Consider the following 26,151-nt stretch of genomic DNA (forward strand, 5'->3'; position numbering starts at 1 on the left):
TATACCCAAAAAATATTTTATTAATTTAAAACATATCTATTTACTAGGAATTAAAAATGTCCTATAATCGATTTATCAAAATTTTAAAAAGGATGTTATTCATGGATGCTACATTTATTATTATAAATCTAGTTGTATTTTTTGCGCTCCTTGTTGGAGTTTTTTTCATGCAAAAAAAGCATATTAAATTTTCATACCGCGTATTAATCGCACTCGGTATTGGCTTAGTATTCGGTGGAATTATTCAACTTCTATATGGTGCTGATTCATACGTCACGACTCAAACGACAGGTTGGATGGGCCTCATCGGAAATGGCTTCATTCGATTACTACGTATGATCGTTATTCCACTGATCTTCGTATCAATTTTAAGTGCATTTGCGAAATTAGAAGTTAGAGAGAAGTTTTTAAAGTCTGCAGTTAAGGCAATTTCGATCTTACTCATTACTGTCGCTATTTCTGCGGTAATTGGTATTACGACAGCTATCGCATTTAACTTAGACGCTTCAAGCATTAACTTAGGGGAAGCTGAAAACGCACGTAGTTTAGATATTGAATCAACAGCTTCAGAAATTGAAGGGTTAACGTTACCAGAACAAATTACGCAACTGATCCCAGCAAATCCATTTTTAGACTTTACAGGTCAGCGTGGTGCTTCGACAATTGCGGTCGTAATTTTCACAGCATTACTCGGATATAGTTTATTAAAGTTTAAAAAACACGATGAAGTACGTGCAAACAAATTATCAGAGGGGATTTTAATCCTCAACGATTTCGTCATGGAACTCGTTAAAATTATTTTACGCTTAACGCCATACGGAATTTTAGCAATTATGGCAAATACTGTTGCAACAAGTGACTTTAGAGCTTTAGTGGATTTAAGCTTATTCGTCGTCGCGTCTTACGTTGCACTCATTGCGATGTTTATCGTTCATTTAATTATTATTGCATTAACGGGGTTAAGCCCATTCACTTACGTTAAAAAGACGGCTGAAGTGTTACTATTCGCATTTACGTCACGTTCAAGTGCAGGTGCGTTACCGTTAAATATTCAAACTCAAACGACACGCCTCGGTGTACCGTCAAGTGTTGCAAACTTCTCTGCAAGTTTCGGATTATCGATTGGACAAAATGGATGTGCCGGAATTTACCCATCAATGCTTGCGATAATGGTTGCACCAGTTGCTGGAGTGAATGTTGACTTACAGTTTATACTCACGTTAATCGTCGTTATCGTAGTTACAAGCCTTGGTATCGCTGGTGTAGGAGGCGGTGCGACGTTTGCTGCCATTATCGTTTTAAGTACGATGAACTTACCAGTTGCACTCGCAGCAGTATTAATTTCTGTTGAGCCGTTAATCGATATGGGACGTACAGCATTAAACGTTAGTGACTCTATGGTCGCAGGTACTGTAACAGCAAAAACTGACGGTACTCTAGACAAAGACACTTACGATAATATGTCTTACGATGAACTTACAACTTCAAATATCTAACTTTATTTTACGGTTCGATGTTTTAAAACATATAGAACGGGTATATATCTAGTACTTCAGAAATGAAAGGTATGATATGAATGAGTAAATTTGAAGGTAAAGTAGATCAATTAAAAGGTAAAGCAAAAGAAACAGCTGGTAAAGCGTTAAACGATAAGAGTAAAGAATTCGAAGGTAAAGCAGATCAAGCTGCTGGTAAAGCAAAAGATGCTGTAGATAATGCATCTAAAAAAACTAAAGACCAAATTGGTAAATTAGGCGAATAATCGCATAACAAAGGGAGTTCCATTCGGAACTCCCTTTTTTTATTTTTCGATAATTTCAATACTATCTTTTACCTCTACCCAGTGGTTTACGGGACCATGTCCGTGACCGACTTCTATACGGTCTTCAATCGCGCTTTGGATAAAACTCTTCGCCGTAATAATTGACGTTTTTAAATCATTTCCTTTTGCAAGTTCAGATGCGATACACGCTGCGAACGTATCCCCTGTACCGTGTGTACGATTCGTATCGATACGTGTGCCGCGCATCCAAAACTCTTCATCTTTTAAACTGACGAAGTCTTCAGCATACAGATCATCACGGTGTCCACCTTTAATAACGACGTTTTCTGCCCCGAGTGCTTTTAAATAATTCGCCGCTTCAACCATATCTTCTCCTGATTGAATCGTTAAACCTGTTAACACTTCAGCTTCGGGAATGTTTGGTGTAATAATCGCTGCAAGGGGTACTAATTCTGACTTTATTGAATCGATTGCGCCGTCTTCGAGTAATTTATGACCACCTTTTGCTATCATCACTGGATCTAATATGTACGGTCCAAAATCGACTCTTTTTAAGTTTTCTACAACACATTTTACATGTGCCTCACTTGCGAGCATACCTGTTTTACACGCACCGATTTTAAAATCATCTGCGAGAGAATCAAACTGTGCATCAATAAACTCTGTCGGTACATAATATGCGTCTTGTACGCCTTTTGTGTTTTGTGCTGTGAGTGCGACGACAATGCTCATTCCAAATACGTTACGCGCTTGAAACGTTTTTAAATCTGCTTGAATACCTGCACCGCCTCCAGAGTCTGAACCTGCGATTGTAACTGCTTGTGGTGTTGAGTTAATCATTTAATTGTCCTCCAAAATATGTTCTATTTTTTGTTTTAAACCACTTACTTTTTCTGCAACGTTTTCTGCTAACATAATTTCAGATACAATAGCTGCACCTTTTACTCCTGTGTCTTTTAATACGTCTATGTTTTCTTCTTTAAGACCACCGATCCCAACAGATGGCACGTTCGTATGTTGAATGACTTCGACTAACGCCTCTTTTGACTGAACAATCGTTTCTTTAGTGTTTGTATCAAAGAATGCCCCGACGCCGAAATAATCTGCACCACCTCTCTCTGCTTCTATAGCTCGAGTAGTTGTTTTTACAGTGACACCGAGTATTTTATCGTCACCTATAATTTGTCGAGTAATATGTACAGGTAACTCCTCATCCCCGATATGAACACCCGCAGCATCAACTGCTAAAGCAATATCTACACGGTCATTAATAATAAGTGGCATGTTATATTTGTCCGTCACTTCTTTTACTTTAACGGCGAGATTGTAAAACGCGTTTGTCGTTAACTCTTTTTCTCGTAGTTGTACGATCGTGGCCCCATTTTGGCACGCTTCTTCAATGATCGATAAAAACTCATCATCGCTATAATCGTATCGACCTGTCACTAAATATAAACTTAAATCGAATGTCATACGTATTCTCCTTTAACTTCTTTCGTCCAATCCGTATCTTTTAATAGAGATAACTCGTTTAATAAATGAAATCTAAATTCATTTAGACCACGACTTTTCTCTGCTGCGACTTCACCGCAAATGTTAAAATAACTGACTCCGTTAATACATGCGTCTACAGGATGAAGACCACTGCCTAAATTCGCAGCAACTAATGCACCGACAGTATCTCCAGTTCCAGTAAATTGACCGTTATATTCAACGCCATTCGATAGTTTCACTACATGATCTTTACTGACGATAATATCGACTGGACCTGTCGCTAAGAAGACCATGTTTCCATGCTCTAGTGTTTTATCTTTTAACGCATCGATTAACTCCTCTAAACGGTCCGCTTTCGTATCCTCTTCGCCAGCATCTACCCCTCGACCATGACTTTTCAGCTTACAAAAAGCACGCATTTCAGACATGTTACCTTTTACAACTGCAGGCTTAAGTTCAACGAGTGCGTCACCGATACTATTTCTAAATTCGCTCACGCCGTATCCGACTAAATCAACAACGACCGGCTTTTTATGAGTATTCGCACGTGTCGCTGCATGTAACAAATGCTTCGCTTCATTGTATGGTAAACGCGCTAAGTTAATAAACAACGCGTCTACGGCTTGAATTACTTCATCTTGTTCATCAATATGAGCGGCCATAATCGGTTTTGCACCGACATATAATAAACTGTTCGCAATCATTTCAATAGAAATCTGATTCGTAATACAGTTCACGAGCGGGCTCGATTGAAGCGGAAATCCCGGTTTAAAATCCAACAAAAAAGCACTCCTTAATTATTTGCATAATTTCGGAGTGCTCAAAGAAGCCCTAAACATTTGTTACCTACGCCAGCATTATCTGTACAGGTTCAATGGGTATAATCTCAGCCACAAAAGTAGCACCCCGAAATGTCTATATTATTTTCTTAAGTATAACACATCAGTCGTCATTTATTGGTTAAGTTTTTCAATCGACTGCGGTATTTTCTTTAATATTAAGTTCACACCAGAGTTATTGATGTGCGTCGTAGATACTAAGTTACCGTATAGTTTCATTCTATCTAACACACCCGCTTCAGAGATCACCGAAAACTCTGGATATGTGATCTTAATACCACCGAGTGCGTCTACTTGTAGAATACCCTTATCGATTAAGGTCTTCACTAGAGGTGATGCGTTGTTTTTATCTGCTAGATTTTCCCCATTTAAGTTTGGTCCAACCGCACTCACCATAACGTCTGCTGAATAGTTACCATCTTTAGTTTCAATCACAAACTCATCCTCGTAATTAATATCCTCCACACCAGATACGTACGTCAGTTGACCTGATTCAATGAGTGAGACAATTTTTTCAGCAGTCATTTTTGGGAATGGTCCTGTTAATTGACCGTGTATGCCTTTTAGATGCTTCATATAATATTTTTTATCTTCTAACGACAAGTCATTCCACACTTCTCTTAATACTTCTGATAATGCTTCCGCAACTTCTTGAACGACACCGAGCGTATCTAAATGTTCGAGTTGATATTTGAGCGAATCGAGGACCGGCATGTCATTGAGCTCTGTTAAAAGATGAAAATCTATACCTTGCTTCTTCGTTTCTTCTTTAAATATATCGACGATTGTTTGAATCGTGATGTCTGTATTTTGTTTTAACGCTTCTACATCGATATCGACTTCCGCTTCATTTCCTCTAATGAAGGGCACCGTGCCACTTCGTGACGTCACTAATATATCGTTTTTATAGTTATGATGATGTAAATACATAATAATATCGAGTGACGTTAAGTTTGTTCCAATCACTCCGACAGATTTCGCGTTTAATAACACGTCACTATTGCGTTCTATCGGAAACGGTGTTGCGATATATTTGTCAATTTCTTTTAAATTATAAATATCCGTTTGAGGCAACTGTCCGATACATAAGTGTACAATATCGACTTCGTATGTATCATCCGCATGGATGATATAACTCTTTTCTTTCACATCGATATCATCGACGACTGATGGTACAAACGTCACTCGGTTATCTTTTACATACTCTGAAAACACGTCATTAGAATACTCACCAAATTCTGGACGCGTAATAAATTCATGTTTTAATAAGTCTGGATCATGTGCCTTTAAATATTTGATGTATTCTTTTTTATCGTCCCACGGGGCGAGCGTCATCTTTTTTAGTCGCTGATTGAGTAGCAGTGCGTCATCATCTGGACCGAATGGATATCCAGTCCCTGCGGCATTTAAATCATCGAATATATAAATTTCCATATCTGGATTCTCAACATGGTCAATATAGTAGCGAAGCGTTCCGATGCCGGCCATGCCTGCACCGACAATTGCGATTTTCATATAGAACCTCATTTCTAACTGTTTCATTACTCATACCCGTTTCTCATAATAAAAACTCCTGCCTAAAATAGACAGGAGTTTCAAATTATGACGGGTTGATTGACCAAATACCCGCTTCTTTTAATGCGTCTTTTCCTTGTAGTTCTTCCGTAATATCTCTCTTTATAAGAATCCGATTTGGATAATGAATAGTACCGCAAACACATATATTAACGGATGAACTTCTTTACCTCTACCTGCAACGAGTTTGAGTAACGGATATGTGATAAATCCGAGCGCGATTCCCATTGCGATACTTGCCGTAAATGGCATCGTTAAAACGATAATAAATGTTGGGAATGCGTCATCAAAACGCGACCAATTGACTTTCGCTAATCCCGTCATCATAAAGCTACCAACGATAATGAGTGCTGGTGCTGTAATTGCAGATAACGCAGAAATAGATTCAATAATCGGTGAAAAGAATAACGTCAGCATAAATAGTACCGCTACGACTAACGTCGTCAGTCCTGTACGTCCACCGACTTGAACACCTGATGATGATTCGATATACGCACTTGACGGTGTCGAACCAAACGTTGCACCAACTGTCGTTGCGACCGCATCTGCCATTAACGCCTTTTTAGCGCCTGGTAGTTCACCGTTTTTCATCAGCCCTGCTTGTTCAGCAACACCAATCATCGTACCTGTCGTATCAAATAGTGTCACGAGTAAAAATGCGAATACGACTGAGTATAACGATTGACTAAATACTCCGCCTAAGTCGATATCAAAAAATACTGGTGACGGAGGCGTAGATACAACACCATTATCGATGTGAAGAAGTCCAGTCACGTAACCGATAATTGCCGTTACGAGCATTCCGATAAATAGCGCCCCTTTAACGTTACGCGCGACAAGAATTAGCGTCAGTAATAAACCAACAACTGTCAGTAACGTGACAGGTGACGTAATATCACCAAACGCAACGAGTGTGCCTTCATCTGGCACGATAATCCCTGACATTTTTAAACCAAGTGAAGCAATAAATAATCCAATACCACTCGCGACCCCGACTTTTAACGGTGTTGGAATCGAGCGAATGAGTGTTTCACGAAGTGACGTAAATGTCAGAAGTAAAAATAGCATCCCTGCAAAAAACACTGTTCCGAATACCGCTTGATATGTAACGCCTTCAGTAAATACGACCGACACAAAATATGCGTTCATACCCATACCTGGCGCGATTGCGATCGGATAATTCGCCCATAACGCCATAATGAGCGTACCGACAACCGCAGAAATTACCGTCGCAATAAACACTTGGTTAAACGGTACCCCAGCTGCTGATAAAATCGCCGGGTTTACGATCACGATATACGCCATCGTAAGAAACGTAGTCAGACCCGCAATTAACTCCGTACGGACGTCTGTCCCACGTTCATGTAACTTAAAGAATTCATTCATAATTATATTCTCCCTAATGATTAAACTAACATAACTAGTTTACGCTTCATTCGCTTAGACGTCTAGAGGGTCCCAACTACTTCACGATCACAACTGGTATTTTTGATTTCTTCGTGACTTGATGACTCACGCTTCCGAGCATCATCTCTTGGAATGCGTTTAACCCTCTTGAACCGATGACGACGACGTCATATGTACCTTCGTTTGCGATTGAAACTACTTTTCGAATCGGATTCCCCGATTCTAAACGCAGTTGATAATTTACATCGTTTGAATCATATAATTCAGTAATTGGATGAAGCACTTTAATATGCTTCTCTTTTATATCTTTCTCGCCAGGTGCGTCTTGTAAAAAGTCGTATTTCACCGCTTCAGTTTCTAATACACTTAACACTGTAATGACACTCTCTTCACCAGCGAATTTTAACGCTTCTTTTGCAGCGCGAAAACTATAATCCGAGCCGTCTGAAGCGAGTAGTATTGATTTATACATCATCGTGCACTCCTTTTTGTATGAGATGAGACTCTTTTATCGTAGTTCGTGTGACAAACTTATCATAACTGCTTTTAGATAAATGTGTCACGTACACTTGATTGTGTGTTTTTAGTTGATGAACAATCTGTTCAATCGCCTCTAATGCAGCATCATCGTAAATTCTCGAGTCGTCGAAATTTAAGTAAATCGTACGACCTTTATCGTTTAAATCGATATGGTCCATCATCGATTCAATTGACGCGTAAAAAATATTCCCCGACACTTTATACGTAACTACGTCTCCATCTTCTTTAGTCACTGTAACGTTCGATATTTTTCTTAAGAAGAATAACGCACTTAAAAGCACCCCGAGAATGACCCCGACTGCTAAGTTATTCGTTAAGACGACTGCTACAACTGTAACGAGCATTACGAAAATATCGCTCTTTTCAGCGTACTTCACGTATTTAAACGTGCCCCAGTCAAACGTCTTTAACGCGACCATTACCATAATTGCCGCGAGTACAGACATCGGAATCTGAACCATAATATCGCCTAAAACGAGAATCATAAACATTAAAAACGCACCTGCAGTAAACGTCGAAAGACGTGTTGTACCACCGTACTCGACACTCACGACTGATTGTCCGATCATCGCACAACCACCCATTCCACCAAAGAATCCTGTAATAATATTTGAAACCCCTTGTCCGCGAGATTCCTTATTTTTGTTACTCATCGTACCTGTCGCATCATCGACGATTTTAGCAGTCAATAAACTCTCAACGAGTCCGACAATCGCCATAGAAATCGAATACGGTAAGACGATGAGTAGCGTTTCTAACGTATATGGTACATTCGGAATAATTAATTTTGGTAATGTACGTTTAATCTCCCCTAAGTCACCGACTGTTTTAATATCTGCACCAAAGATAATATATACACTCGTTAAAATGACAATCGCAAACAGCGGTGCTGGAATCGTCTTAACAAAACGCGGTGTAATATAAACGATCAGTAAAGTGACGATGACATATATGTATGTCGCAAACGATATGTTAAAAATATGCTCGAGTTGCGCCATAAAGATTAAAATCCCTAAAGCATTCACAAATCCAATCATGACGGAATTCGGTATAAATTTTAGTAAAGATCCGACTTTAAGCAACCCAAAAATCACTTGGATAATCCCCATTACAATCGTTGCGAAAATTAAATAATCGACACCATACTCTTTAACAAGCGGACTCACAAGTAACGCAATCGCACCAGCAGCTGCAGAAATCATCGCCGGACGACCACCTAAAAACGAAATCGAAATCGCAATGACGACCGACGCGTATAATCCAACCATCGGTTCGACACCTGCAATAAAAGAAAAAGCAATCACTTCAGGAATCAACGCAAGTGAAACGACAATCCCTGCTAATATATTTTGAATTGGCTGATTTAGCCACTCGGTTTTTATCTTTTCTACCATAGTAACCTCACTTTCCAAACATCTATTATAATAGAAATCACACAATAGTTGCATGTAAAATCTGCTATATTATAATTTAAGAAGAAAACACACAACATATAATGTGAGGTGGTAATTTTTGAAAAAAGTATTATTCGCATTCGCTTCACTTTTACTCATACTCGCTGCGTGTAGTAAAAAAGACGTTGCTGAAACTGAGAAGCCTAAAAACGAAGTCGAGCGTTCGCACCAAGAAGCAGAATCTGATACAGAAAAAGACAAAGAAGAAACTGAATCAAAAGAAGACACACCCCTAATCGCATTTGAAGACCTAACGACAGAACATCTATTAGCAATGACGATTTACGATCAACAAGTGATCGACGAGTTTAACGAATACGTATTACCGACAGCAGAAGAGATATTCGCTGGAGAATATTCGCGTCCTCTTTACCCCGGCGGTGAAAGCGCTGACGTAACGAATCAAATACCAGAAGTCAGTATCATCAATGTAGACGTCACTGAAGTGCTCGTAGACACACCAGAAGATCCATTATCATTCTACGTCGTTAACCCGCCAAGCATGGGTGGCATGTCCGTATTTGCAGTCGGAGAAACATACACGTTACTTTATTCATCACTCGGCGAACTTACATATCAAGAAGCTTTAAACTATGGCCATCAATATAACATTAAGGAATTATACGAAAAACATAAAAACAACGAAAACATATTAAACCTCATGGAACGAATGAACAGCTACGAAAATATGGAAGCGTATTACGAAAAAATAGATTCTATGTATGGAGAATAAAAAATACATTTTAAAATTACTACATTCTAACTGAAGGAGTTTCAATCATGCGTTCAAACGTTAACTTTAACACGAAGATTATTCATAACTGTCAGACAGAAAAAGAAGCGGGCGCAATCGTTCAACCGATTGTTCCAGCTGTTGCATACTCATTTGACTGTACGACTGATGCTCAGCATGCGACAAAATGTGCATCTGAAATTCATTACGGTCGTTACGGTAATGATACGACTAAGCAATTAGAACAAAAAATCGCGAGTCTAGAAGAAGCAGACGATGCACTTGCAGTAAGTAGCGGTATGGCAGCAATTAGTATCGCACTACTCTCACAACTAAAATCCGGTGATCACGTACTCGTTACAAAAGACTTATACGGCGGTACGTACAGTTTCTTAACAAAAATCGCAAGCCGATATAACATCGAATACGACTATATCGACTGCACTAATACAAATACAATAGAACAACATATTAAAGACAATACAAAAGTGATTTTTATCGAAACACCATCCAACCCGACGTTAACAATATTAGACATAGAAGCAATATCACACGTCGCAAAGAAACATCACTTAAAAGTCGTTATCGATAACACGTTTATGTCACCATACTTACAGCGCCCACTCACACTCGGCGCAGATATCGTCGTACATAGTGCAACAAAATACTTAAACGGTCACGGTGACGTCGTCGCAGGCCTCATTTGTGGATCAAAAGAAGACATCGCATTTATGCGCCAAAACATCATGGGAGAACTCGGACAAAACTTAAACGCGTGGGATGCGTTCTTAATCCTCCGTGGGATTAAAACATTATCCGTACGAATGGATAGACACTGTGAAAATGCAAAAGCAGTATTTCACTACCTAAACACACATCCATTCGTCAAAAACGTCTATTTCCCGGGTGATGAAAACCATCCACAAAAAGAAATTATAGAGAAACAAATGGCAGACAGTGGTGCAGTCGTATCATTTGAAATCGATGGAGATTCAACGATGGCAGAAGCACTATTAAACCATTTAAAACTCATCATCATATCATTCAGTTTAGGTGACCCAGAAACACTCATCCAACACCCAGCATCCATGACACACTCCGCAATACCAGTGGACGAGTTACATAAATTCAACCTAACAGAAAGCCTCATACGTTTGTCCGTTGGACTTGAAGCGGCAGAAGACATTATCAACGACTTAGATCAAGCGTTTGATAAGGTAAAAGAAGAGTTTATTAAATAAATAAAACCCCGTTAAGCTAAAAATTTTAACTTAACGGGGTTCTTCTTTGTCTATTTTTAATAACAATATTAATAACTAACCATACGACTTGTATGATAAACGGTATTATAAAAGCTGCCGCTAACACTGCGATATTAAGAAGTTTTAATTCCGTTGTTTGAACTGCACCAGTTGCATCAACTTCTCGTAACCAAAGAAATGCTGAAATTGCTAAAAAGCTTGCGACTTCTACAATCGTGATTATCCACCAAAAAATCCATGAGCCTTTCATAACATCATCACCTTTTTTTTAGAATAACATATTATTCTTAAAAAAGACCCCAAGCAATTATCATCAATTACTTGGGGATTTTTCTATTCTCCAAACAGATCTGTAAAGTTTTCGCCACCGAGGCTTTCTACAACTTTAGATAGTTCGTTTAATTTTGCTCTGAACTCTTCTGATGATTTCAGCTGTGCTGGTAGTTCATTTGCTCGTACAAATTTTAGCTCATCTGCACCTTTTTTATACACTTCAACTTCTAGTTTACTTGACGGATATTCCGCTTCTACTTCTAGCTTATAGTGTACGTTTTCATCTGTTAATGCAATGACGATTTCTAGCTCGTCTTCTCCTCCTGAAACTCCTTCATTAAAGAGTTTCGACTCTAACTCACTTTCTATAATGAGAAAGTTGTTATTGTCCGCTTCCTTTACAGAAATATCAAAAAGAATGTCTTCTAACTCTCGGAGTAGCCCTCTGACTTTTCGTCTATTCGTTAATTGTTCACTCATAATGATGCCTCCTTTTTATATTCCCTTCTCTTATTATTATACCAAATTTTACACATTGATTATATTTTTAAATGTATTGTTTATTCACTCTGATATAATATATTTAAAACCATTTAGAGGTGCATTATGAAGAAAATAATCTATGTAATGATGTTATCTACACTTATTTTAGTCGCATGTAGCAAAACTCCTGTTCCTATCGAAGACAATACGGTCGAACGAAAGGATAGTTCGAATGTTGAAGAGGTCGATGAATCATCTAAAGAGGATTCGAGTAAAGAAGATTCTGCAGAAAAGTCTAAACAAGAAGAAAATAAAGACGAGCCGTTGATTAAAAGAGAAGAGCTTACTAGAGATCAGATTCTTGCAATGACTTGGTTTGACCAAATTCCTATTGAAGATGACAATTATATATTGCCCGATGCAAATGATGTAATTCAAAATAAATATACATATGAGCTGTATATGCCAGATAGAAGTATTGAATATAAAGAATTAACAGGGATTAAAAAGATTGGACTCATCCCATATGTTAATCGTGGATTTGATTTAGCCTACCCTTATGAGGTAGATATATATTTAGTTCTTCCTAAGCCCAATTCGCATGGTGATGCTTACTTTTCCATTGGAGAAGAATATGTAGTATTAGTAACAGCTCAGGAAGCTCCTAGATATGAATATACGAAACCTAATGAACATGGTCTTACTCTAGCTTCAGAATATCGTATCGATGATTTATATGAAAAGTATAAAGATGATGAACGAATCTTACAGCTTGCAAATATGTTTGAAGAATATCATGATCATGAAGAGTATTTCAAAAATAATCCTGAAGCTGACCCGCATAATAAGAATTAAAACAAGCCCTACACCTAAAATATAGGTGTAGGGCTTAATTTTATGCAATCTGCCATGGATATGGATCTTCTAATGTGTTCCAGTCTTGTTCCATTTCTTCTGCGTTGATTAGGCATTCATCTAATTGTTTTGTGATTGCTTCTTTGTCTAAGTCGATTCCAATGAATACGAGTTCGTTTCTTCTGTCTCCGTATTCTGGATCCCACGTTTGTGCCATTTCTCTATTTTCTGCTAATATTTGACGGCGTGTTTCTGTAGGCATCGCTGCTACCCAGTAGCTCACTGGTTCGATTCCGACACTTCTTCCTGCTTGTGATACCATGATTGCAAAGTCATTTCTTGACGCGAGCCATGCGAGTCCTTTTGCACGGACGATGTTTTCTGGCATTTCTTGTAAGAAATCGTCAAAGCGTTTTGCGTTGAATGGTAATGTGCGTTTATATACGAAACTTGAAATACCGTATTCTTCTGTTTCTGGTGTATGGTTTTCATGTCCCATTTCAAGCTCTCTTAACCATCCTGCAGATGATGCTGCTTTTTCATAATCAAAGCGCCCTGTGTTTAATACCTTTTCGAGTGGTAATTCTGCGTTCACTGTTTCAATAATTTCCGCTTCAGGTTGTAACGTACGAATTGTACGTTTTAATTGTGATAACTCATCTTCAGATACTAAGTCTGTTTTATTTAATACGATGACGTCACAAAACTCGATTTGGTCGATGAGTAAGTCACTCACTTCACGCTCGTCGACTTCGCTCATTCCTTCTTGGCGATCGAGTAGTGTTTCGCCTGAGTTATAGTCATTCCAGAATCGATATGCGTCTACTACTGTGACCATCGTATCGATGTAAGTCGTTTTTGTTAAGTCGATACCGAGTGATTCATCGACATATGAAAACGTCTGTGCAACTGGAACTGGCTCACTGATACCTGTTGATTCGATTAAAATGTAGTCGATATCTTGTTTAGATAACTTTTCAATTTCTACGAGTAAGTCCTCGCGTAATGTACAACAAATACATCCGTTAGAAAGTTCTACAAACTTTTCATCTGTACGACTTAAGCTACTTCCATTCGCAATTAAGTCTGCGTCGATATTAATTTCACTCATATCGTTTACGAGTACTGCTACTTTTAAGCCTTCTGTATTGTTTAAAATGTGGTTCATTAGCGTCGTTTTACCTGCACCGAGGTAACCGCTAAGTATAGTTACTGGTATTCTTTTCATTTATAAATCTCCTAAATCGTAATTGTTACGTTCTATATAATAACATGTTTGAAATTTTTAAGTCAATGATTCGCTCATAATAAAAGAGCCTTACACTACTTCGTAGTATAAGACTCTATCTCTTTTAATTATTCATTTGTTTTAAGTAATTGTTCATGAGTTCGACTAACTCCGTTGCATCATACCCGACTGCGATATTTGCGTTTACGTTAATTCCCGGTAGTCCCATGTTTTCGTTTGCTTTTGCCATCTTTTTAGCAAAATCTGACAGATTGCGTAGCGTCTCATCTGGATTCTTTAATTGAACATTCACGAATTGCTGTCCGCTCATTTCAGCATGTTGAATTTGACTGACTTCATTCCATTCAATTAACTGATCATTCGTCGCCATGAGTGATGAATAATCGTAAAATCCTTTGTCGTTAATAACGAGTAACGTATCTCCTGAACGGTACATTTTAATCGTAGCAAATAGTCCTGCGAGAGAAAAACCGACCCCTGCTCCACCGACGATTGATAGTAATAAGCTTTCTTTATTTAAACCGTAAAGCAGTATAAATACGCTTAGACCGATAAAGACAATCGAGAATAAGATTAGCATCGTTACTTTCTTTTTGCTCTTTTTAATCACAATTTCGTTCATACGATTTCCTCCATTAACTTGATATAAAACGTTTACCCAGCACTTAGTTGAGAAAAACATTTTAATTTGAAGTGAAGTTTGACCTAGAGATAGTGAGTATTATAAGGTTTAATAGATGGATTCTTAGTCATTTTCAGCCATATGAATTTATCCAATATGAAAGGGTGGATGAAATTTTGGATTTCTTTCTTAATCATATTATAGTCGGTTATATAGTAATTCCATTGATAATAATTTTTGGGATATATCAATTGAAAAAGAATAATAAAGATGCACTAGTAAAACCTATTATATCTTTCTTAATTATTTACCTGATTCTCCGAACAATATATTTAATTTTAATTTCTTTTATAATTTAAAAAGTACAGACACATAAGAAAAACCCTCTACAAGAGAGGATTTTTCTTCATATTAAAGTAATTCTTCTGCAAGCTCGACAATGTAGCGTAGTTTGTTCCACTGTTCTTCTTCAGTGAGTATGTTACCGTGGTGTGTCGATGCGAAACCGCATTGCGGTGATAAGCAAATTTGTGATTTTGGTATAAACTGGCTCGCTTCTTCGATTCTTTCTTTTATTGTTTCTTTGTCTTCAAGTTCACCGTGCTTAGAGGTGAATAATCCAAGCACTACTTTTGGACCGTCGTTTGGAATATAATCTAGTGGTTCAAAGTCTCCAGATCTGTCATCGTCATATTCTAAGAAGAATCCATCGACTTTCTCTTTTTTAAATAATGTCGGTGCAATTTTTGCATAACTGCCTTCAAACGCGTGTTTTGAACGGTAGTTTCCACGGCATAGATGTGTTGTGATGACGAGGTCATCTGGTTTTACTTCTAAAATAGAATTCACGACATAAAGCGCTAGATCAATTGCTTCTTGTCGACTTAATTCAGTATCTCCCCATAAGTAATCTTCTGCATTAAGTCCTGCGATGTACACGTCATCAAATTGTAAGTAACGACACCCCGCTTCATAAAACGCCTCGACTGCATCTTGATATGTTTTGATAATATCGTCTGCATAGTCTTTAATATTTGGATAGATAGACTTATCACGAATACCTTCGTTAAATAGTTGGTTCGGGCTTGGGATTGTTTGTTTTGCGACTGCACGCCCGTTTACTATTTCCTTAAATAATTTAAATTCTTCGACATGTGGGTGGTTTTTGTTAAATGAAATTTTACCGTTGTTTCGAATGTTCCACGCTTCTGTAACTTCACCGACGAACGTATATCCTTGCTCTGGTTCATACCCTTCGACACCGTTTAATTGTTCTAAAAAGTCTGTATGCCAAAAGCGTCTTCTAAATTCGCCGTCTGTGACTGCTTTTAGCCCTACTTCTATTTGTTTGTCGACGACTTTTTCAATTTCTTCTGTTTCTATTTTAAATAATTCTTCTTTAGAAATGTTACCTTCTTTAAAATCTTTTCGTGCGTTATGAATGCGTTCTGGTCTTAGTAAACTTCCTACGTGATCTGCTTTGAATGGTCCTTTTGTCATATTAAACATCTCCTAATTTTTAATTTAATTTTTCATACACTTTTTCTTCAACTCGTTTTCATCATGTCACTTTCGATTTTAATCGCCCCATTTAAATAGCTGCCAAAAAAAAACGCCCTTTGAATGATACAATTCAAAGGACGCTATACACGTGTTACCACCTTACTTTATGCATTTCTCGCGAAATACACCTCACAGGCACGGCGTAAATATACGCTTATACCCTGGCTTTGTAACGGAAGCAACCGATTAACTCTTACTTTAAAGTTCGAATCAATGCTTTAGAGGCCATTTTCAAAATAATTCCAACCGTCTTTTCTCACCAACCAAAGACTCTCTGTAACGTCTTCGTTACTTTTACTTTCCTCATCAACAGCTTTAATTTATTGTTGTGAATAACTATATCACACACAAGAAATTAAAATCAATACAATTTTTAAAATTATCTGAAAAATTAAATACTGTTCAATATTAGAGCGCGTACTAGTTCATCGTTAGTCCACCATCTACTGTAATGTTTTGCCCTGTCACACTTTTTGCTTCATCTGAAGAAAGGAATGCGACCATATTTGCAACATCATTTGGCGTTGTGACTTGTCTAAGTGGTGTATTATTCGCTATTAAATCAAACACCTCATCTGTCGTAACACTCGAAGCATCTGTTGTCTTTAATAACCCACCAGACACCATGTTTGCACGAATTCCATGTTGACCGAGTTCACTTGCGATATTTCTAGTCATACCGAGTAAACCAGCTTTTGCGCTCGTGTATTCATGATATGGTACGACCGGGTTTTGGAAGAGGTTCGTACCTATATTAACAATCGAACCGCTTTTTTGTTCAATGAAATGTTCAATCACACTTTGACTTACGTTAAATGCTGCTTTCATCGTACCTTCTAATTGCTGTTCGTAATCTTCCCAATCTAAATCTTTAAATGCTTTTTGTGCGACTGGATCGAACTTAAATCCAATTAAAGCATTATTAACAATGCCGTCGATACGACCAAATTTTTCAATCGCCGCTTCAACCATTTGGTCAACTTCTTCACGGTTTCTAACATCTGCTTTATATGCGATTGCTTTGTCCTCTCCTAATTCTTGTACCTTTTTCTCTGCTAATTCCTTACTCTCGTTATAATTAATAACGACGTTGTAACCTTTAGCGCTTAACGCATCAACAATCGCTGCACCTAATCCACGTGCGCCACCTGTGACTAAAATTGTCTTCATACCAATACTCCTTTAATATTTTTCATATAAAAAATACACCTTCCAATTAGGAAGGTGCACAAAGAAGAATTGCACGCAGCAATCCGTTATGTATATGCACACTTTCCTACGCTAGTTTAAACTAGATCAGGTTCAAAGGGTCTGAGTAAACTCATCTCAATTTATTTCTAAATTCCCCTAGTGTATCTCTTATATTAACTTTAATATACAAAACGCTTTCAACTACGTCAATTGTTTATAACATTTCTAAATCATCATTCTGTCACAGGATATGTGCTCTTATAAAATGATATATCTTCTTCTAACGGTATCTCGTCTGCACGTGCATGTTTAAAAGATTATTAAAATAAAATCACCTCTATTTTCATAGAGGTGATTCCATATTATTATCCGTTAATTTTTATTTTAAAAATAAATGAGTTATCTGTCGTTTCAACTTTATATTCCTTATTGTAATTGTCTAATAAACTACTCACGATATATAAGCCGAGTCCATTACTCGTCTTCTTGTTGATATCAAATTTCACATCAAATATCCCGTCAGTATTTAGCGCTTTAACATTTTTATACGTATTTTCGATAAAGAACCAGTCATTATCTACACCGATATTAATCTCACCGTATTCGTCGGTGTATTTGACTGCGTTACTCACTAAGTTTGACATAATCATTGTTAACGCCTGATGGTTAATATATATCGTCTCGTCTTCTACTCGATTACTAATTGTAATATTTTTTTGTTTTGAAATCACACGATATTTATCTAAAACGTTTTGTAAGACGTCGTTAATTAGAATTTCCGCTTCATCTTCCTTTAAATGATCGACAGATGACAACGATAAAATTTGCGTGATGTTTTGTGAAAGTTCATCTGTAATTTCAATACAATTCGCGATATATTTATCTCTATCTTTGTATTTCCCGATGTTATACTGCATGTTCTCGAGTATAATTTTAAGACTTGCGAGTGGTGTTTTTAACTCATGAGATGCGCCTCTATAAAAATCATATTTTAACGCTTCTAACTTTAAAATCTCTTTGTTTTTAACTTCTAAATCGTCAATCGACTGTAATAACGTAAAATACAATTCGTTAATTTGTCTTTTTAAATCTCCGATTTCGTCGTTTGACGTGACGGTTAACGATGCGTTTTTATCGAGCAACATCATATCGTCTGTTACATATTTTATCTCTTCTATATTGTTTTTTATAAACTTCGCATAAACGAGCGCAACGATAACAGATACGATTAATGATAACAGTAGTGAATACGGGAGAAACTTAAAGCTTAAATCTCTCGCATCCTTTTGCATATCTGCGGTTGATATAAACTGAACGTCTAGATTTTCACCACTATTTAAAGTAATTGTACGCTCCTCGATGATAAGTGAGTTATTACTACTCGTCGGATCGATGCCAACGTCTTTGTTAATCTCTACAGCATTGTTATTGTGGTTGCCTTTTAAAGTGACTTTAATTTCACTATTCTCCGAATAGAAATTTAATGATTCTTGGACATAGTATAGTGACTCTCCATTTAAGTTTGCTGATATTTCTTCTGCTTTACGATAAATTTCATCTTTTCGACTTTCTAAATACGGTTTGGGGAAAACTAAAAAGACAAATAGATGAATGAGTAACGTAACGACTAATAGAACTGAAAAGATTTGTATAAACATTTTAGGAAATATTTTCATAATGTTATTGTCTCTCCAGTCTATAGCCGACATTACGTATCGTTTTAATACAGTCGAGGTGTAGTTTCTTTCGCAACTCTTTAATGTACACATCAATCACACGATCATAGGGGGCGTCGTCGGTATCTTTCCATACGTTATCTAATATTTGCGACCGTGTTAATGCATTACCTTCATTGATGAGTAAACATTTTAATATCTCTAATTCTTTCGGATTCACGTCAACTGGCTCACCGTTCACTGTCGCTGTGTAACTTGTGAAGTTCACTTCTGTATCACGATACTCAAATTTTTCTACATTACTATAATGTTTTTTAATGAGCGCATCGACTCTTACTTTTAATACAGGTAAGGAGAATGGTTTTTCGATATAGCCATCTGCAAAGTGTGTAAACGCATCGATCTTATACGCTTCATCGTTAAAAGCTGTTAACATCAAGACCGGTAGCGTGCTCTTTTTTCTAATCTCTTTTAACACGTCTAAACCGTTCAAGACTGGTAGTTGTATGTCTAGAATAACGAGCTTTATATCACGGTTAAATAATTCTAACGCTACTCCACCATCTTCAGCTTCTATCACAGTGTAGCCAAATTCAGATAAATACTCTGCGATGCCTTCTCTTATTATTTTGTCATCTTCAACAATGAGTACTTTCATATGATCTCCTTACCTATAATTGTATTCTGTTACTTCGTATCTATAAGTAAATCCTTCGGGTTCTTTTTAAGAATATTTATAGAAGCAATAATGACTGATACGAGTAAAACGATAGACATAAAGATTACAACGTAAACGACTGATTCAGTTAATATATTAACATCTAAATGCGTTAATGTTCTATTAAATCCATCGACTTCCGCTCCGCCACCTAACTGACTAGATGATGACTGTGACTCGATTTGTTTTTGAATATCGTCAGATACTTTACTTAAGATTTTTTCACCGAATATCTGAGCTGTATATTTTGCGATAATTGTTGAGAAAATAAACGCAGGGATCGATATAAATATTACTTCAAATATAAGTTGTATTAATATCTGAGCTTTCGAAATCCCTAACGATAATAATATCGCAATTTCTTTTCTTCTCGCGTTCATCCATAAGAATAATAGTAATGACACGATGACACCAGCAAATATAAGCGATCCGATAAATAACGTGTTCGCAATGCTACTAATGCTTGAGATAGACTCTTCTAACGCTGGGAAGTTTGACGTACTCTTCACTAAGCTGTACTTACTCCAGTTGATGTCGAGTTTTTCAAGGTCTTTAACGACCGTTTCTAAACTCGTATCCCCTTTAACAAAGAATGTCGCATCTTGATATACTGCAGTGTCTTCTGTATTTCCATATACTTTAGCTGCTGTATTTAAATCTGTCATTATCGTATTTTGATATAACTCTTGTGGAGCAGTGACAGGGCCGTTGTTTTCGCCATCAAATAATCCGATGATTTCAGCTTCCACCATTTCATCTGCGCCTTTTTCGTTATCCGCATCATACACGTTAGACTTGATTTTAATTGTATCTCCAACTTTTAGATTGTTCTTTTCAGCAAGTTCTTTATGAAGGATGACTTTATTGACATCTCCATCTTTAAGATGCTCACCTTCAACGAGTTTATAACTTTCAGATACAAATTTAGTTTCTTTAGATGAATCATTGACCCCTGTTAACATAACAGTACGCTTAAAATATTTCGCACGGTCACTCGACGGGTCAACTGCTGTTTCAGGTGTTTCGATAATATCGTGATCTACTAAGTCTGCGACACTGTTAATTCTTTTAACGTAGTGATCGATACTTTTCACTTCAGATATCTTCTTAATATCTTCACCTTTAATATTACCGCCACCTCTAGGCGTACCTGGGTTTACTTGTCGGTTAATTTCCATTATGAAACTGTTCATAACGTTTCCGAACGTTTCTTCGGATGCTTTTTCAGTCGCATCTTTAATAGATAAACCAATTAAAGACAGTGTTGTCATAATTAAAATGACACTCATTATAATTAAACTTTTTAATTTCTTTCTCGTCACATAGTGAAAGGCGTTCTTTATCATTTTACTGCCTCCCTATCGACACGTTGAAGCGTTTTTTGTTTCAGTTCTAATACGACGTCTGCTGCTTTTGCGACCGCTCTACTATGTGTAACGACGATGACACACTTATCTCTTTCGATTGCGAGTTCTTTTAGTATTTCGATAATATCTGATGCTGTATTGTCATCTAAGTTTCCAGTTGGTTCATCTGCTAATATAACCGGTGCTTTTGATACTAATGCACGCGCAATTGCCACACGTTGTTGCTGACCTCCTGAAAGTTTTAAGACGTTTCTTTTCACTTCATTTGGACCAAGACCAAGCGCTAATAATATATCTGACGACGCTGCTTTGTTTACTAAACGAATATTTTCTAGTGGAGATAAATAATCGATTAAATTATAATTTTGAAACACTAACGATATATGATCTTTTCTATGCGTCGTGTACCCTTCATTTTTAATATCTTCACCATCAAATAATACTTGGCCACTCGTCGGCTCATCTAGCCCAGCAAGTAACGACAGTAACGTCGACTTACCAGATCCTGATTTACCGACAATTGCGTAAAATTTCCCCTTTTCAAATGTCTCGCTTATATTCGATAACACTTTTCCTTTACCGCTTTTATATTGATACGATACGTTTTTAATTTCTAATATGCTCATAATAATCTCCTAACTGATTTTTGATAATAGTTCTTTCGGCGTTTTAACGAGAATCATTAACGATGCGATAACTATAGATATCACGATAATGACAATCAATAATCCGTAACTCATTACAAATGTAGATAAATGATGTGTCATTTCTACTGGTAGTTCATTACCTATAAATTGTTTCTCAATAATTCTCCCAACAGCAAAATAGCTAAAGATGTACGACAACACGAGTGCCGGTATAGATATAATTAGCAGTTCTGCTAAAAACTGCATAATAATCTTAAATTTACTGACACCTATTGATAGTAAAATCGCAATCTCGTAAATTCGCTCTCTTATAAAGAATGTAAGTACGAGTGATAACACTAAAATTCCACCGACTAATATCGAATATGCCATAAATTTGATCATGTCGTTCATGCTGCCATATGATTCAATGACGTCTTTAAACGGATCGTTTTTTTCATCAAAGTAAAACTCCGCACTAAGTACGCTCGATTGTTCTAACGTTTCTTTTAACTTTCCTGGTTCTTTTGTGAACATCTCTAATTCATTCACAACTCGATCTCCATCTAATCCAAGTGCACGCTGACTTGTTTTGTAATTCATAAACACCGTGTTTTCACTGAAATCAGATGTTAAACCTGTATATTGTTCTTGTTTTTTACCTGAGAAAATCCCTTTAATTTTAAACGTATACGGCGCATGTGCCTTTTCACTATTTGTCTCAAACATCTCTAAGGAAATTTCATCATTCACTTTTAAGTTATTTTCTTTCGCAAGAGCCTCGTGGATTAAAATACCATCATCATCGTTCTCACTTAAGTTTTCACCCGCTTCAATAGTGAACGCGCCACTTTGAAATAGCTCATGTCGTTTCACGTCCTCAACCGCTTCAAAAGCGAGCACTTTTCTAAACTCACTCGGTAAATCCTCCCGCATCACCGTCTGAGCAGCTTCAATCACTTTTAAACCTTTAGGTTTCGCGAGTCCTTTATATTTAGAAACAACCTCCTGATCACCCTCAACAGAGTTAAACTCCGAACGTAAAAAGTCACCGCCGTCTTTTTTCTTCACTACTAGAGAAGAACGAGATGACTTCTCAAGCGACGACTTCAATTGATTTGTCGTATATAAAAAATTAAAGCAAGAATATAAACATGAGAGAACGACCGCTAAAATTAAAAGCAAAATCACCGTCCGTCTCATCTTTCTAGTAACATAAACCCATGCATTCCTTAACATCACAAACCTCCTTCAAACATTTACAAGCTTATAATACAACTCATTTATAAAACGTATATGAAATGGGGAAAGAAATTTGAGAAATAAAAAAGCACTTCTTGAATAATCAAGAAATGCTTGAAACTTTTATTTATAAGGTTTTAATTTATTATTATAATACGTATATAACAATCACAGGAGGTGCCTAATGAATCAATTACTATTCAATGAATTTATTAAAATTTGTCGTGATTTAAATCAAGTAAATATAAAACCAACATTAATGGGATCTTTAGGTTTAGAATTAGTGTCTAAAAAAGAATGGAATCCGAGTGATATCGATATACATGTACACGGGGATCCACGTGGTTGGGAGGCGCCTGACGAGGAGAGAATCTATCATTTTGATGCTATTCAGTCGGTCATGAATCGTCTCGACTATCAGTTAATTGACCGACATGAGAATGAGTTTTCTAATGGTACGACGAGTGTTGAATACGGGTGTATCGATACATTACCTGAATTCGCGAATGTGCAGTTGTCTGATTTACAGCACGTGTCTATTGAGGGTGCTGAATTTTACGTCCCTTCACTCGAGCAATTTTTAAAAATATATGAGTCCTCATCACAAGACAGCTATAGAAATGAAAATAACAACAATAAAGATTTTAAAAAAATAGCATACTTAGAAAATGTATTGTCTAAACGTTAATACAACGTACTTTACACAAATAAAACCTGTAACTTCCATTACATCATTGTATTGAAAGCTACAGGTCATTTTTATTATCGTGTGATTATATCCCCCTGGTGCATATCATTATTTCCATCAAAATTAATTCGAATACTTTTTGAATCCCACAAATCACTTGAATCAGCAACGTGGAAATGAATATGGGCTTCACTTGAGTTCCCAGAGTTTCCAACAAGACCAAGTAAGTCGCCTCTCTTTACAGTATCTCCTTCTTTAACGACAATTGATTGATACTTAAAATGAGAAAGATGGCTAAATTCATCATTTCCATGATCTAAAATAACATAGTTCCCAGCTGGCTCATCTGTATTAGATACCCCAACAGGTTCGTTATCTTTAATGTCATTTTCAATCCCTACAACGATACCATCTGCAGGTGCGATATACTCTTCGCCAAACGCATAATAGCTTTCATTGAGTTCTTTGTCTCCCTCATATGATCTTTTGTCTTTTACAACGATAAAATCATACGCATAACGTTGTGATTCATACTCATAATGATAGTTCACTAAGGTGTTTATACCACCCCAAACAACTAGCCACTCACCCTTAAATGGGGGTGTAAACATTGTTTTAGTATATACTTCATCTGTTTCTGGATAGCTCTCTACTGGTAAAAACTGTATTCCATCCATTAAATCATCTTTATTAAAAACAGCAACAATACCTTTTGTGCCACTATCGTCCAGCCATACATACTGTTTTGACTCATCATTATCAAGCAGTTCAGATTGAAATTCCAGTCCCGTGATATCTTTTGTGAAATCTTCCGCTATCTCACGAAATTCATCTAGAGATATCTCGTTTTGAAATTCATTACTTGTTTGACTATACACTGTTTCAAAATCACCTTGTAGTATCAGGTTCGCTAACTCTTTTGGCTGCATGATATTCCCTCCTCCATAGATGTAACTAGATACCTAATTCTATCACATTCATATATTTCTATTCAGAATCTCGATGATGTAAACTTAAATAGACCATTCATTAAGGAGAACTAAAATTGGACATTAAATTAAAGTGGATATTGCTTATAATTATAGCAATTTTATTACTCGCATTATTTATTTATAAAACAAACAGTCCTTCTACTAAAACATTCACTTCATCCAAGGGACGTGAAGGTGAGTACATGATTTACCCGGTGAGTAATTCTAAAGGCATACTATTATGGCTACATGGTGACGGTGCTTTTGAATACGAGAATCCAAAGTCAAAAGAGTATTTAGAAGGTTCAAAAGGGATTAAACATGTGGCAAAAGATAAAAATTTAACTCTAGTCGTTCCTAAAACACCTTCAACAAAATATAATACGTGGTGGGAAGAAGGAGATCTTAATTCAGATTATCTTATTGAATTAATTCAGTCTCTACCGAATCATAATACTCTTTGGATAGGTGGATTTTCAGGTGGTTCAGAAATAACATCTTACTGGCTAATCGAAAAACTTCAAAAGTTAGATATTAAAGAAGGAGGCGCAGTTCTTTTTGGAGGCGGCGGTTCTCCAAAAGTTGAAAATATTAGTGAGCGTATCCCAAAAGATGAAATTATACCGGGCGACTTCCCTATTTATTGGATTGTCGGAGAATACGATACAGGCGACAGCAAAGAACATCCTTTTGACGCTTTAACTGCAAGTAAAGAAGGAGAAGAATTTTATAGAGAAAACGGTTGGGAAACACATATTACTATCTTAGATAATTACGGACATTTGTTAACCAAAAATAATGAAGGAAAATATGGCGAGTTTCTGGATGAAATAATACCGGAGCGTTAAGTAAAAACAAGCACTCCTCGATTCCTCGAGAAGTGCTTGTAAATTTCATATGAATACAAATTGCTATGCAATTTGTATACTGGACTTGTAAGCAAACAAGTTTGCCACTTTTCCACCTAGACTAACTTTGCATAAAAATATTTGAACATCGACAAACCGTCACTATGAAAATTAATTTGTAACACTAATGTGAATTAACTGTTTATATAATCATAAAATATACTTAATTAGTGATTTCTTCAATATAGATAAGACCATCGAATTGTTCTCTAGGGTTCAATTCATATTCTATAAAACCTTCGTCGTAAGCATTGTATCTATTATTTAATAGCTTATGTTGTTCTAGATTTATAAATAATGGACTTTCCTGATAATAAGAAAGTTGTGCTTCTAAAAATTTTTCGTCAGTTATTTTTTCTAAATCTTCATTGTTTAAATAAATTGAAGAAAAATTTTCAGCACTGTTAAAATACGTCCCAATAACAAAGGTTTTTAAATTAGATTGATTTAATAAGTAACCTAAAGAATAATGATCAGTAGGTCTAGATATTTGTCCTTCTTCGCTAGGAATATTTATTTTCCCAGGATTTTTTAAGGCATGCCAATTATGAACCCATACTATTACTTTATTTCCTTCTTTAACTAAGTTATTTATTTTTCATACATGCCTATTCTAGAACAACATAAGCTAT

At 36.6% G+C, this 26,151-nt stretch carries 26 protein-coding genes, 2 riboswitches and 1 other annotated feature; of the genes, 7 read left to right on the plus strand and 19 right to left on the minus strand.

Annotated elements, in window-relative coordinates; all coding sequences use genetic code 11:
* Positions 1-101 precede the first annotated feature (101 nt).
* Both TJ68_RS01945 and TJ68_RS01950 read left to right on the plus strand, forming a co-directional pair.
* On the plus strand, positions 102-1,496 hold the full coding sequence (locus TJ68_RS01945) for an L-cystine transporter (protein ID WP_040928446.1): 1,395 nt from the start codon (positions 102-104) through the stop codon (positions 1,494-1,496).
* Between the two features lie 80 nt (positions 1,497-1,576).
* Complete coding sequence (locus TJ68_RS01950; protein WP_040928447.1) at positions 1,577-1,762, plus strand: CsbD family protein; 186 nt, start codon at positions 1,577-1,579, stop codon at positions 1,760-1,762.
* Positions 1,763-1,801: 39 nt separating this feature from the next.
* On the opposite strand, the gene thiD is transcribed toward TJ68_RS01950, so the two are convergent.
* The 7 genes from thiD to TJ68_RS01985 form a co-directional block, all read right to left on the minus strand.
* Positions 1,802-2,623 carry a bifunctional hydroxymethylpyrimidine kinase/phosphomethylpyrimidine kinase gene (gene thiD / locus TJ68_RS01955; protein ID WP_040928448.1) on the minus strand — a complete coding sequence of 274 codons (822 nt, stop codon included), beginning with the start codon at positions 2,621-2,623 and terminating at the stop codon, positions 1,802-1,804.
* Positions 2,624-3,256 carry a thiamine phosphate synthase gene (thiE, locus tag TJ68_RS01960; protein ID WP_040928450.1) on the minus strand — a complete coding sequence of 211 codons (633 nt, stop codon included), beginning with the start codon at positions 3,254-3,256 and terminating at the stop codon, positions 2,624-2,626.
* Positions 3,253-4,056, minus strand: coding sequence for a hydroxyethylthiazole kinase (thiM, locus tag TJ68_RS01965; protein ID WP_202898279.1), 804 nt, complete (start codon positions 4,054-4,056; stop codon positions 3,253-3,255). Before thiM ends, thiE begins: the two co-directional genes overlap by 4 nt.
* Before the next feature lie 45 nt (positions 4,057-4,101).
* Positions 4,102-4,196, minus strand: a riboswitch (TPP riboswitch).
* Positions 4,197-4,230: 34 nt separating this feature from the next.
* Positions 4,231-5,631, minus strand: coding sequence for an FAD/NAD(P)-binding protein (locus tag TJ68_RS01970; RefSeq protein WP_040928452.1), 1,401 nt, complete (start codon positions 5,629-5,631; stop codon positions 4,231-4,233).
* Positions 5,632-5,793: 162 nt separating this feature from the next.
* Entirely contained in the window at positions 5,794-7,077 is a 1,284-nt protein-coding gene (locus TJ68_RS01975; RefSeq protein ID WP_040928453.1) for an NCS2 family permease, read from the minus strand.
* 76 nt (positions 7,078-7,153) lie between these two features.
* Positions 7,154-7,573, minus strand: a complete 420-nt coding sequence (locus tag TJ68_RS01980; RefSeq protein WP_238316011.1) for a universal stress protein — start codon at positions 7,571-7,573, stop codon at positions 7,154-7,156.
* Complete coding sequence (locus tag TJ68_RS01985) at positions 7,563-9,032, minus strand: SulP family inorganic anion transporter (protein ID WP_052327250.1); 1,470 nt, start codon at positions 9,030-9,032, stop codon at positions 7,563-7,565. Before TJ68_RS01985 ends, TJ68_RS01980 begins: the two co-directional genes overlap by 11 nt.
* Positions 9,033-9,150: 118 nt before the next feature.
* Here TJ68_RS01985 and TJ68_RS01990 point away from each other — a divergent pair, with 118 nt between their 5' ends.
* Together TJ68_RS01990 and TJ68_RS01995 are read left to right on the plus strand one after the other, a co-directional pair.
* Positions 9,151-9,825 (plus strand): hypothetical protein, encoded by a 675-nt coding sequence (locus tag TJ68_RS01990; protein WP_040928455.1) that lies wholly within the window; start codon positions 9,151-9,153, stop codon positions 9,823-9,825.
* A 47-nt stretch (positions 9,826-9,872) separates the two neighbouring features.
* Positions 9,873-11,066, plus strand: coding sequence for a trans-sulfuration enzyme family protein (locus TJ68_RS01995; protein ID WP_040928456.1), 1,194 nt, complete (start codon positions 9,873-9,875; stop codon positions 11,064-11,066).
* A 25-nt stretch (positions 11,067-11,091) separates the two neighbouring features.
* On the opposite strand, the gene TJ68_RS02000 is transcribed toward TJ68_RS01995, so the two are convergent.
* Together TJ68_RS02000 and TJ68_RS02005 are read right to left on the minus strand one after the other, a co-directional pair.
* Complete coding sequence (locus tag TJ68_RS02000; RefSeq protein WP_040928457.1) at positions 11,092-11,337, minus strand: DUF3923 family protein; 246 nt, start codon at positions 11,335-11,337, stop codon at positions 11,092-11,094.
* Between the two features lie 83 nt (positions 11,338-11,420).
* Positions 11,421-11,840 (minus strand): hypothetical protein, encoded by a 420-nt coding sequence (locus TJ68_RS02005; RefSeq protein WP_040928458.1) that lies wholly within the window; start codon positions 11,838-11,840, stop codon positions 11,421-11,423.
* 126 nt (positions 11,841-11,966) lie between these two features.
* Here TJ68_RS02005 and TJ68_RS02010 point away from each other — a divergent pair, with 126 nt between their 5' ends.
* Positions 11,967-12,698: a hypothetical protein gene (locus TJ68_RS02010; RefSeq protein WP_040928459.1), complete on the plus strand. Its 732-nt coding sequence runs from the start codon at positions 11,967-11,969 to the stop codon at positions 12,696-12,698.
* A gap of 40 nt (positions 12,699-12,738) precedes the next feature.
* Here TJ68_RS02010 and TJ68_RS02015 read toward each other — a convergent pair whose 3' ends face one another.
* From TJ68_RS02015 to TJ68_RS02060, 9 genes are all read right to left on the minus strand, one after another.
* Positions 12,739-13,926 (minus strand): GTP-binding protein, encoded by a 1,188-nt coding sequence (locus tag TJ68_RS02015; protein WP_040928460.1) that lies wholly within the window; start codon positions 13,924-13,926, stop codon positions 12,739-12,741.
* Between the two features lie 124 nt (positions 13,927-14,050).
* Entirely contained in the window at positions 14,051-14,569 is a 519-nt protein-coding gene (locus tag TJ68_RS02020) for an STM3941 family protein (RefSeq protein WP_040928461.1), read from the minus strand.
* 411 nt (positions 14,570-14,980) lie between these two features.
* A complete protein-coding gene (locus TJ68_RS02030) occupies positions 14,981-16,078 on the minus strand; it encodes a 5-methyltetrahydropteroyltriglutamate--homocysteine S-methyltransferase (protein WP_420329221.1) in 1,098 nt (365 codons plus the stop codon).
* A 124-nt stretch (positions 16,079-16,202) separates the two neighbouring features.
* Positions 16,203-16,451, minus strand: a binding site (T-box leader).
* Positions 16,452-16,552: 101 nt separating this feature from the next.
* Positions 16,553-17,302 carry a 3-oxoacyl-ACP reductase gene (locus TJ68_RS02035; RefSeq protein ID WP_040928465.1) on the minus strand — a complete coding sequence of 250 codons (750 nt, stop codon included), beginning with the start codon at positions 17,300-17,302 and terminating at the stop codon, positions 16,553-16,555.
* Positions 17,303-17,388: 86 nt separating this feature from the next.
* Positions 17,389-17,491, minus strand: a riboswitch (TPP riboswitch).
* A gap of 197 nt (positions 17,492-17,688) precedes the next feature.
* Entirely contained in the window at positions 17,689-18,999 is a 1,311-nt protein-coding gene (locus TJ68_RS02040; protein ID WP_040928466.1) for a sensor histidine kinase, read from the minus strand.
* Positions 19,000-19,003: 4 nt separating this feature from the next.
* A complete protein-coding gene (locus TJ68_RS02045) occupies positions 19,004-19,657 on the minus strand; it encodes a response regulator transcription factor (RefSeq protein WP_040928467.1) in 654 nt (217 codons plus the stop codon).
* Positions 19,658-19,686: 29 nt separating this feature from the next.
* Positions 19,687-21,063: an ABC transporter permease gene (locus TJ68_RS02050; protein WP_040928468.1), complete on the minus strand. Its 1,377-nt coding sequence runs from the start codon at positions 21,061-21,063 to the stop codon at positions 19,687-19,689.
* Positions 21,060-21,713 carry an ABC transporter ATP-binding protein gene (locus tag TJ68_RS02055; RefSeq protein WP_425325797.1) on the minus strand — a complete coding sequence of 218 codons (654 nt, stop codon included), beginning with the start codon at positions 21,711-21,713 and terminating at the stop codon, positions 21,060-21,062. The genes TJ68_RS02050 and TJ68_RS02055 overlap by 4 nt, the downstream gene beginning before the upstream one ends.
* A gap of 6 nt (positions 21,714-21,719) precedes the next feature.
* Positions 21,720-22,781, minus strand: coding sequence for an ABC transporter permease (locus TJ68_RS02060; protein ID WP_052327251.1), 1,062 nt, complete (start codon positions 22,779-22,781; stop codon positions 21,720-21,722).
* A gap of 355 nt (positions 22,782-23,136) precedes the next feature.
* Between TJ68_RS02060 and TJ68_RS02065 the strand changes: the two genes are divergently transcribed.
* A complete protein-coding gene (locus tag TJ68_RS02065; protein WP_040928472.1) occupies positions 23,137-23,640 on the plus strand; it encodes a hypothetical protein in 504 nt (167 codons plus the stop codon).
* A 74-nt stretch (positions 23,641-23,714) separates the two neighbouring features.
* On the opposite strand, the gene TJ68_RS02070 is transcribed toward TJ68_RS02065, so the two are convergent.
* Entirely contained in the window at positions 23,715-24,569 is an 855-nt protein-coding gene (locus TJ68_RS02070) for a M23 family metallopeptidase (RefSeq protein WP_238316012.1), read from the minus strand.
* Between the two features lie 116 nt (positions 24,570-24,685).
* Here TJ68_RS02070 and TJ68_RS02075 point away from each other — a divergent pair, with 116 nt between their 5' ends.
* A complete protein-coding gene (locus TJ68_RS02075; protein WP_040928474.1) occupies positions 24,686-25,459 on the plus strand; it encodes a hypothetical protein in 774 nt (257 codons plus the stop codon).
* The last annotated feature ends 692 nt before the right edge of the window (positions 25,460-26,151 follow it).

The sequence above is a fragment of the Nosocomiicoccus massiliensis genome (assembly GCF_000438455.1).
GTDB classification, from domain to species: Bacteria; Bacillota; Bacilli; order Staphylococcales; family Salinicoccaceae; genus Nosocomiicoccus; species Nosocomiicoccus massiliensis.

Excerpts from the sequence above, each read along its gene's own strand:
- TJ68_RS02005 (WP_040928458.1), bottom strand. The coding sequence starts at position 11,840 with ATGAGTGAACAATTAACGAATAGACGAAAAGTCAGAGGGCTACTCCGA.
- thiE (WP_040928450.1), bottom strand. The coding sequence starts at position 3,256 with ATGACATTCGATTTAAGTTTATATTTAGTGACAGGTCGATACGATTAT.
- TJ68_RS01970 (WP_040928452.1), bottom strand. The coding sequence starts at position 5,631 with ATGAAAATCGCAATTGTCGGTGCAGGCATGGCCGGCATCGGAACGCTT.
- TJ68_RS01980 (WP_238316011.1), bottom strand. The coding sequence starts at position 7,573 with ATGATGTATAAATCAATACTACTCGCTTCAGACGGCTCGGATTATAGT.
- TJ68_RS02030 (WP_420329221.1), bottom strand. The coding sequence starts at position 16,078 with ATGTTTAATATGACAAAAGGACCATTCAAAGCAGATCACGTAGGAAGT.
- TJ68_RS02000 (WP_040928457.1), bottom strand. The coding sequence starts at position 11,337 with ATGAAAGGCTCATGGATTTTTTGGTGGATAATCACGATTGTAGAAGTC.
- TJ68_RS02020 (WP_040928461.1), bottom strand. The coding sequence starts at position 14,569 with ATGAACGAAATTGTGATTAAAAAGAGCAAAAAGAAAGTAACGATGCTA.
- TJ68_RS01985 (WP_052327250.1), bottom strand. The coding sequence starts at position 9,032 with ATGGTAGAAAAGATAAAAACCGAGTGGCTAAATCAGCCAATTCAAAAT.
- TJ68_RS01995 (WP_040928456.1), top strand. The coding sequence starts at position 9,873 with ATGCGTTCAAACGTTAACTTTAACACGAAGATTATTCATAACTGTCAG.
- TJ68_RS02015 (WP_040928460.1), bottom strand. The coding sequence starts at position 13,926 with ATGAAAAGAATACCAGTAACTATACTTAGCGGTTACCTCGGTGCAGGT.
- TJ68_RS01945 (WP_040928446.1), top strand. The coding sequence starts at position 102 with ATGGATGCTACATTTATTATTATAAATCTAGTTGTATTTTTTGCGCTC.
- thiD (WP_040928448.1), bottom strand. The coding sequence starts at position 2,623 with ATGATTAACTCAACACCACAAGCAGTTACAATCGCAGGTTCAGACTCT.
- TJ68_RS02035 (WP_040928465.1), bottom strand. The coding sequence starts at position 17,302 with ATGAAGACAATTTTAGTCACAGGTGGCGCACGTGGATTAGGTGCAGCG.
- TJ68_RS02010 (WP_040928459.1), top strand. The coding sequence starts at position 11,967 with ATGAAGAAAATAATCTATGTAATGATGTTATCTACACTTATTTTAGTC.
- TJ68_RS02050 (WP_040928468.1), bottom strand. The coding sequence starts at position 21,063 with ATGATAAAGAACGCCTTTCACTATGTGACGAGAAAGAAATTAAAAAGT.
- TJ68_RS02045 (WP_040928467.1), bottom strand. The coding sequence starts at position 19,657 with ATGAAAGTACTCATTGTTGAAGATGACAAAATAATAAGAGAAGGCATC.
- TJ68_RS01950 (WP_040928447.1), top strand. The coding sequence starts at position 1,577 with ATGAGTAAATTTGAAGGTAAAGTAGATCAATTAAAAGGTAAAGCAAAA.
- TJ68_RS01975 (WP_040928453.1), bottom strand. The coding sequence starts at position 7,077 with ATGAATGAATTCTTTAAGTTACATGAACGTGGGACAGACGTCCGTACG.
- TJ68_RS02065 (WP_040928472.1), top strand. The coding sequence starts at position 23,137 with ATGAATCAATTACTATTCAATGAATTTATTAAAATTTGTCGTGATTTA.
- TJ68_RS02070 (WP_238316012.1), bottom strand. The coding sequence starts at position 24,569 with ATGCAGCCAAAAGAGTTAGCGAACCTGATACTACAAGGTGATTTTGAA.
- TJ68_RS02040 (WP_040928466.1), bottom strand. The coding sequence starts at position 18,999 with ATGAAAATATTTCCTAAAATGTTTATACAAATCTTTTCAGTTCTATTA.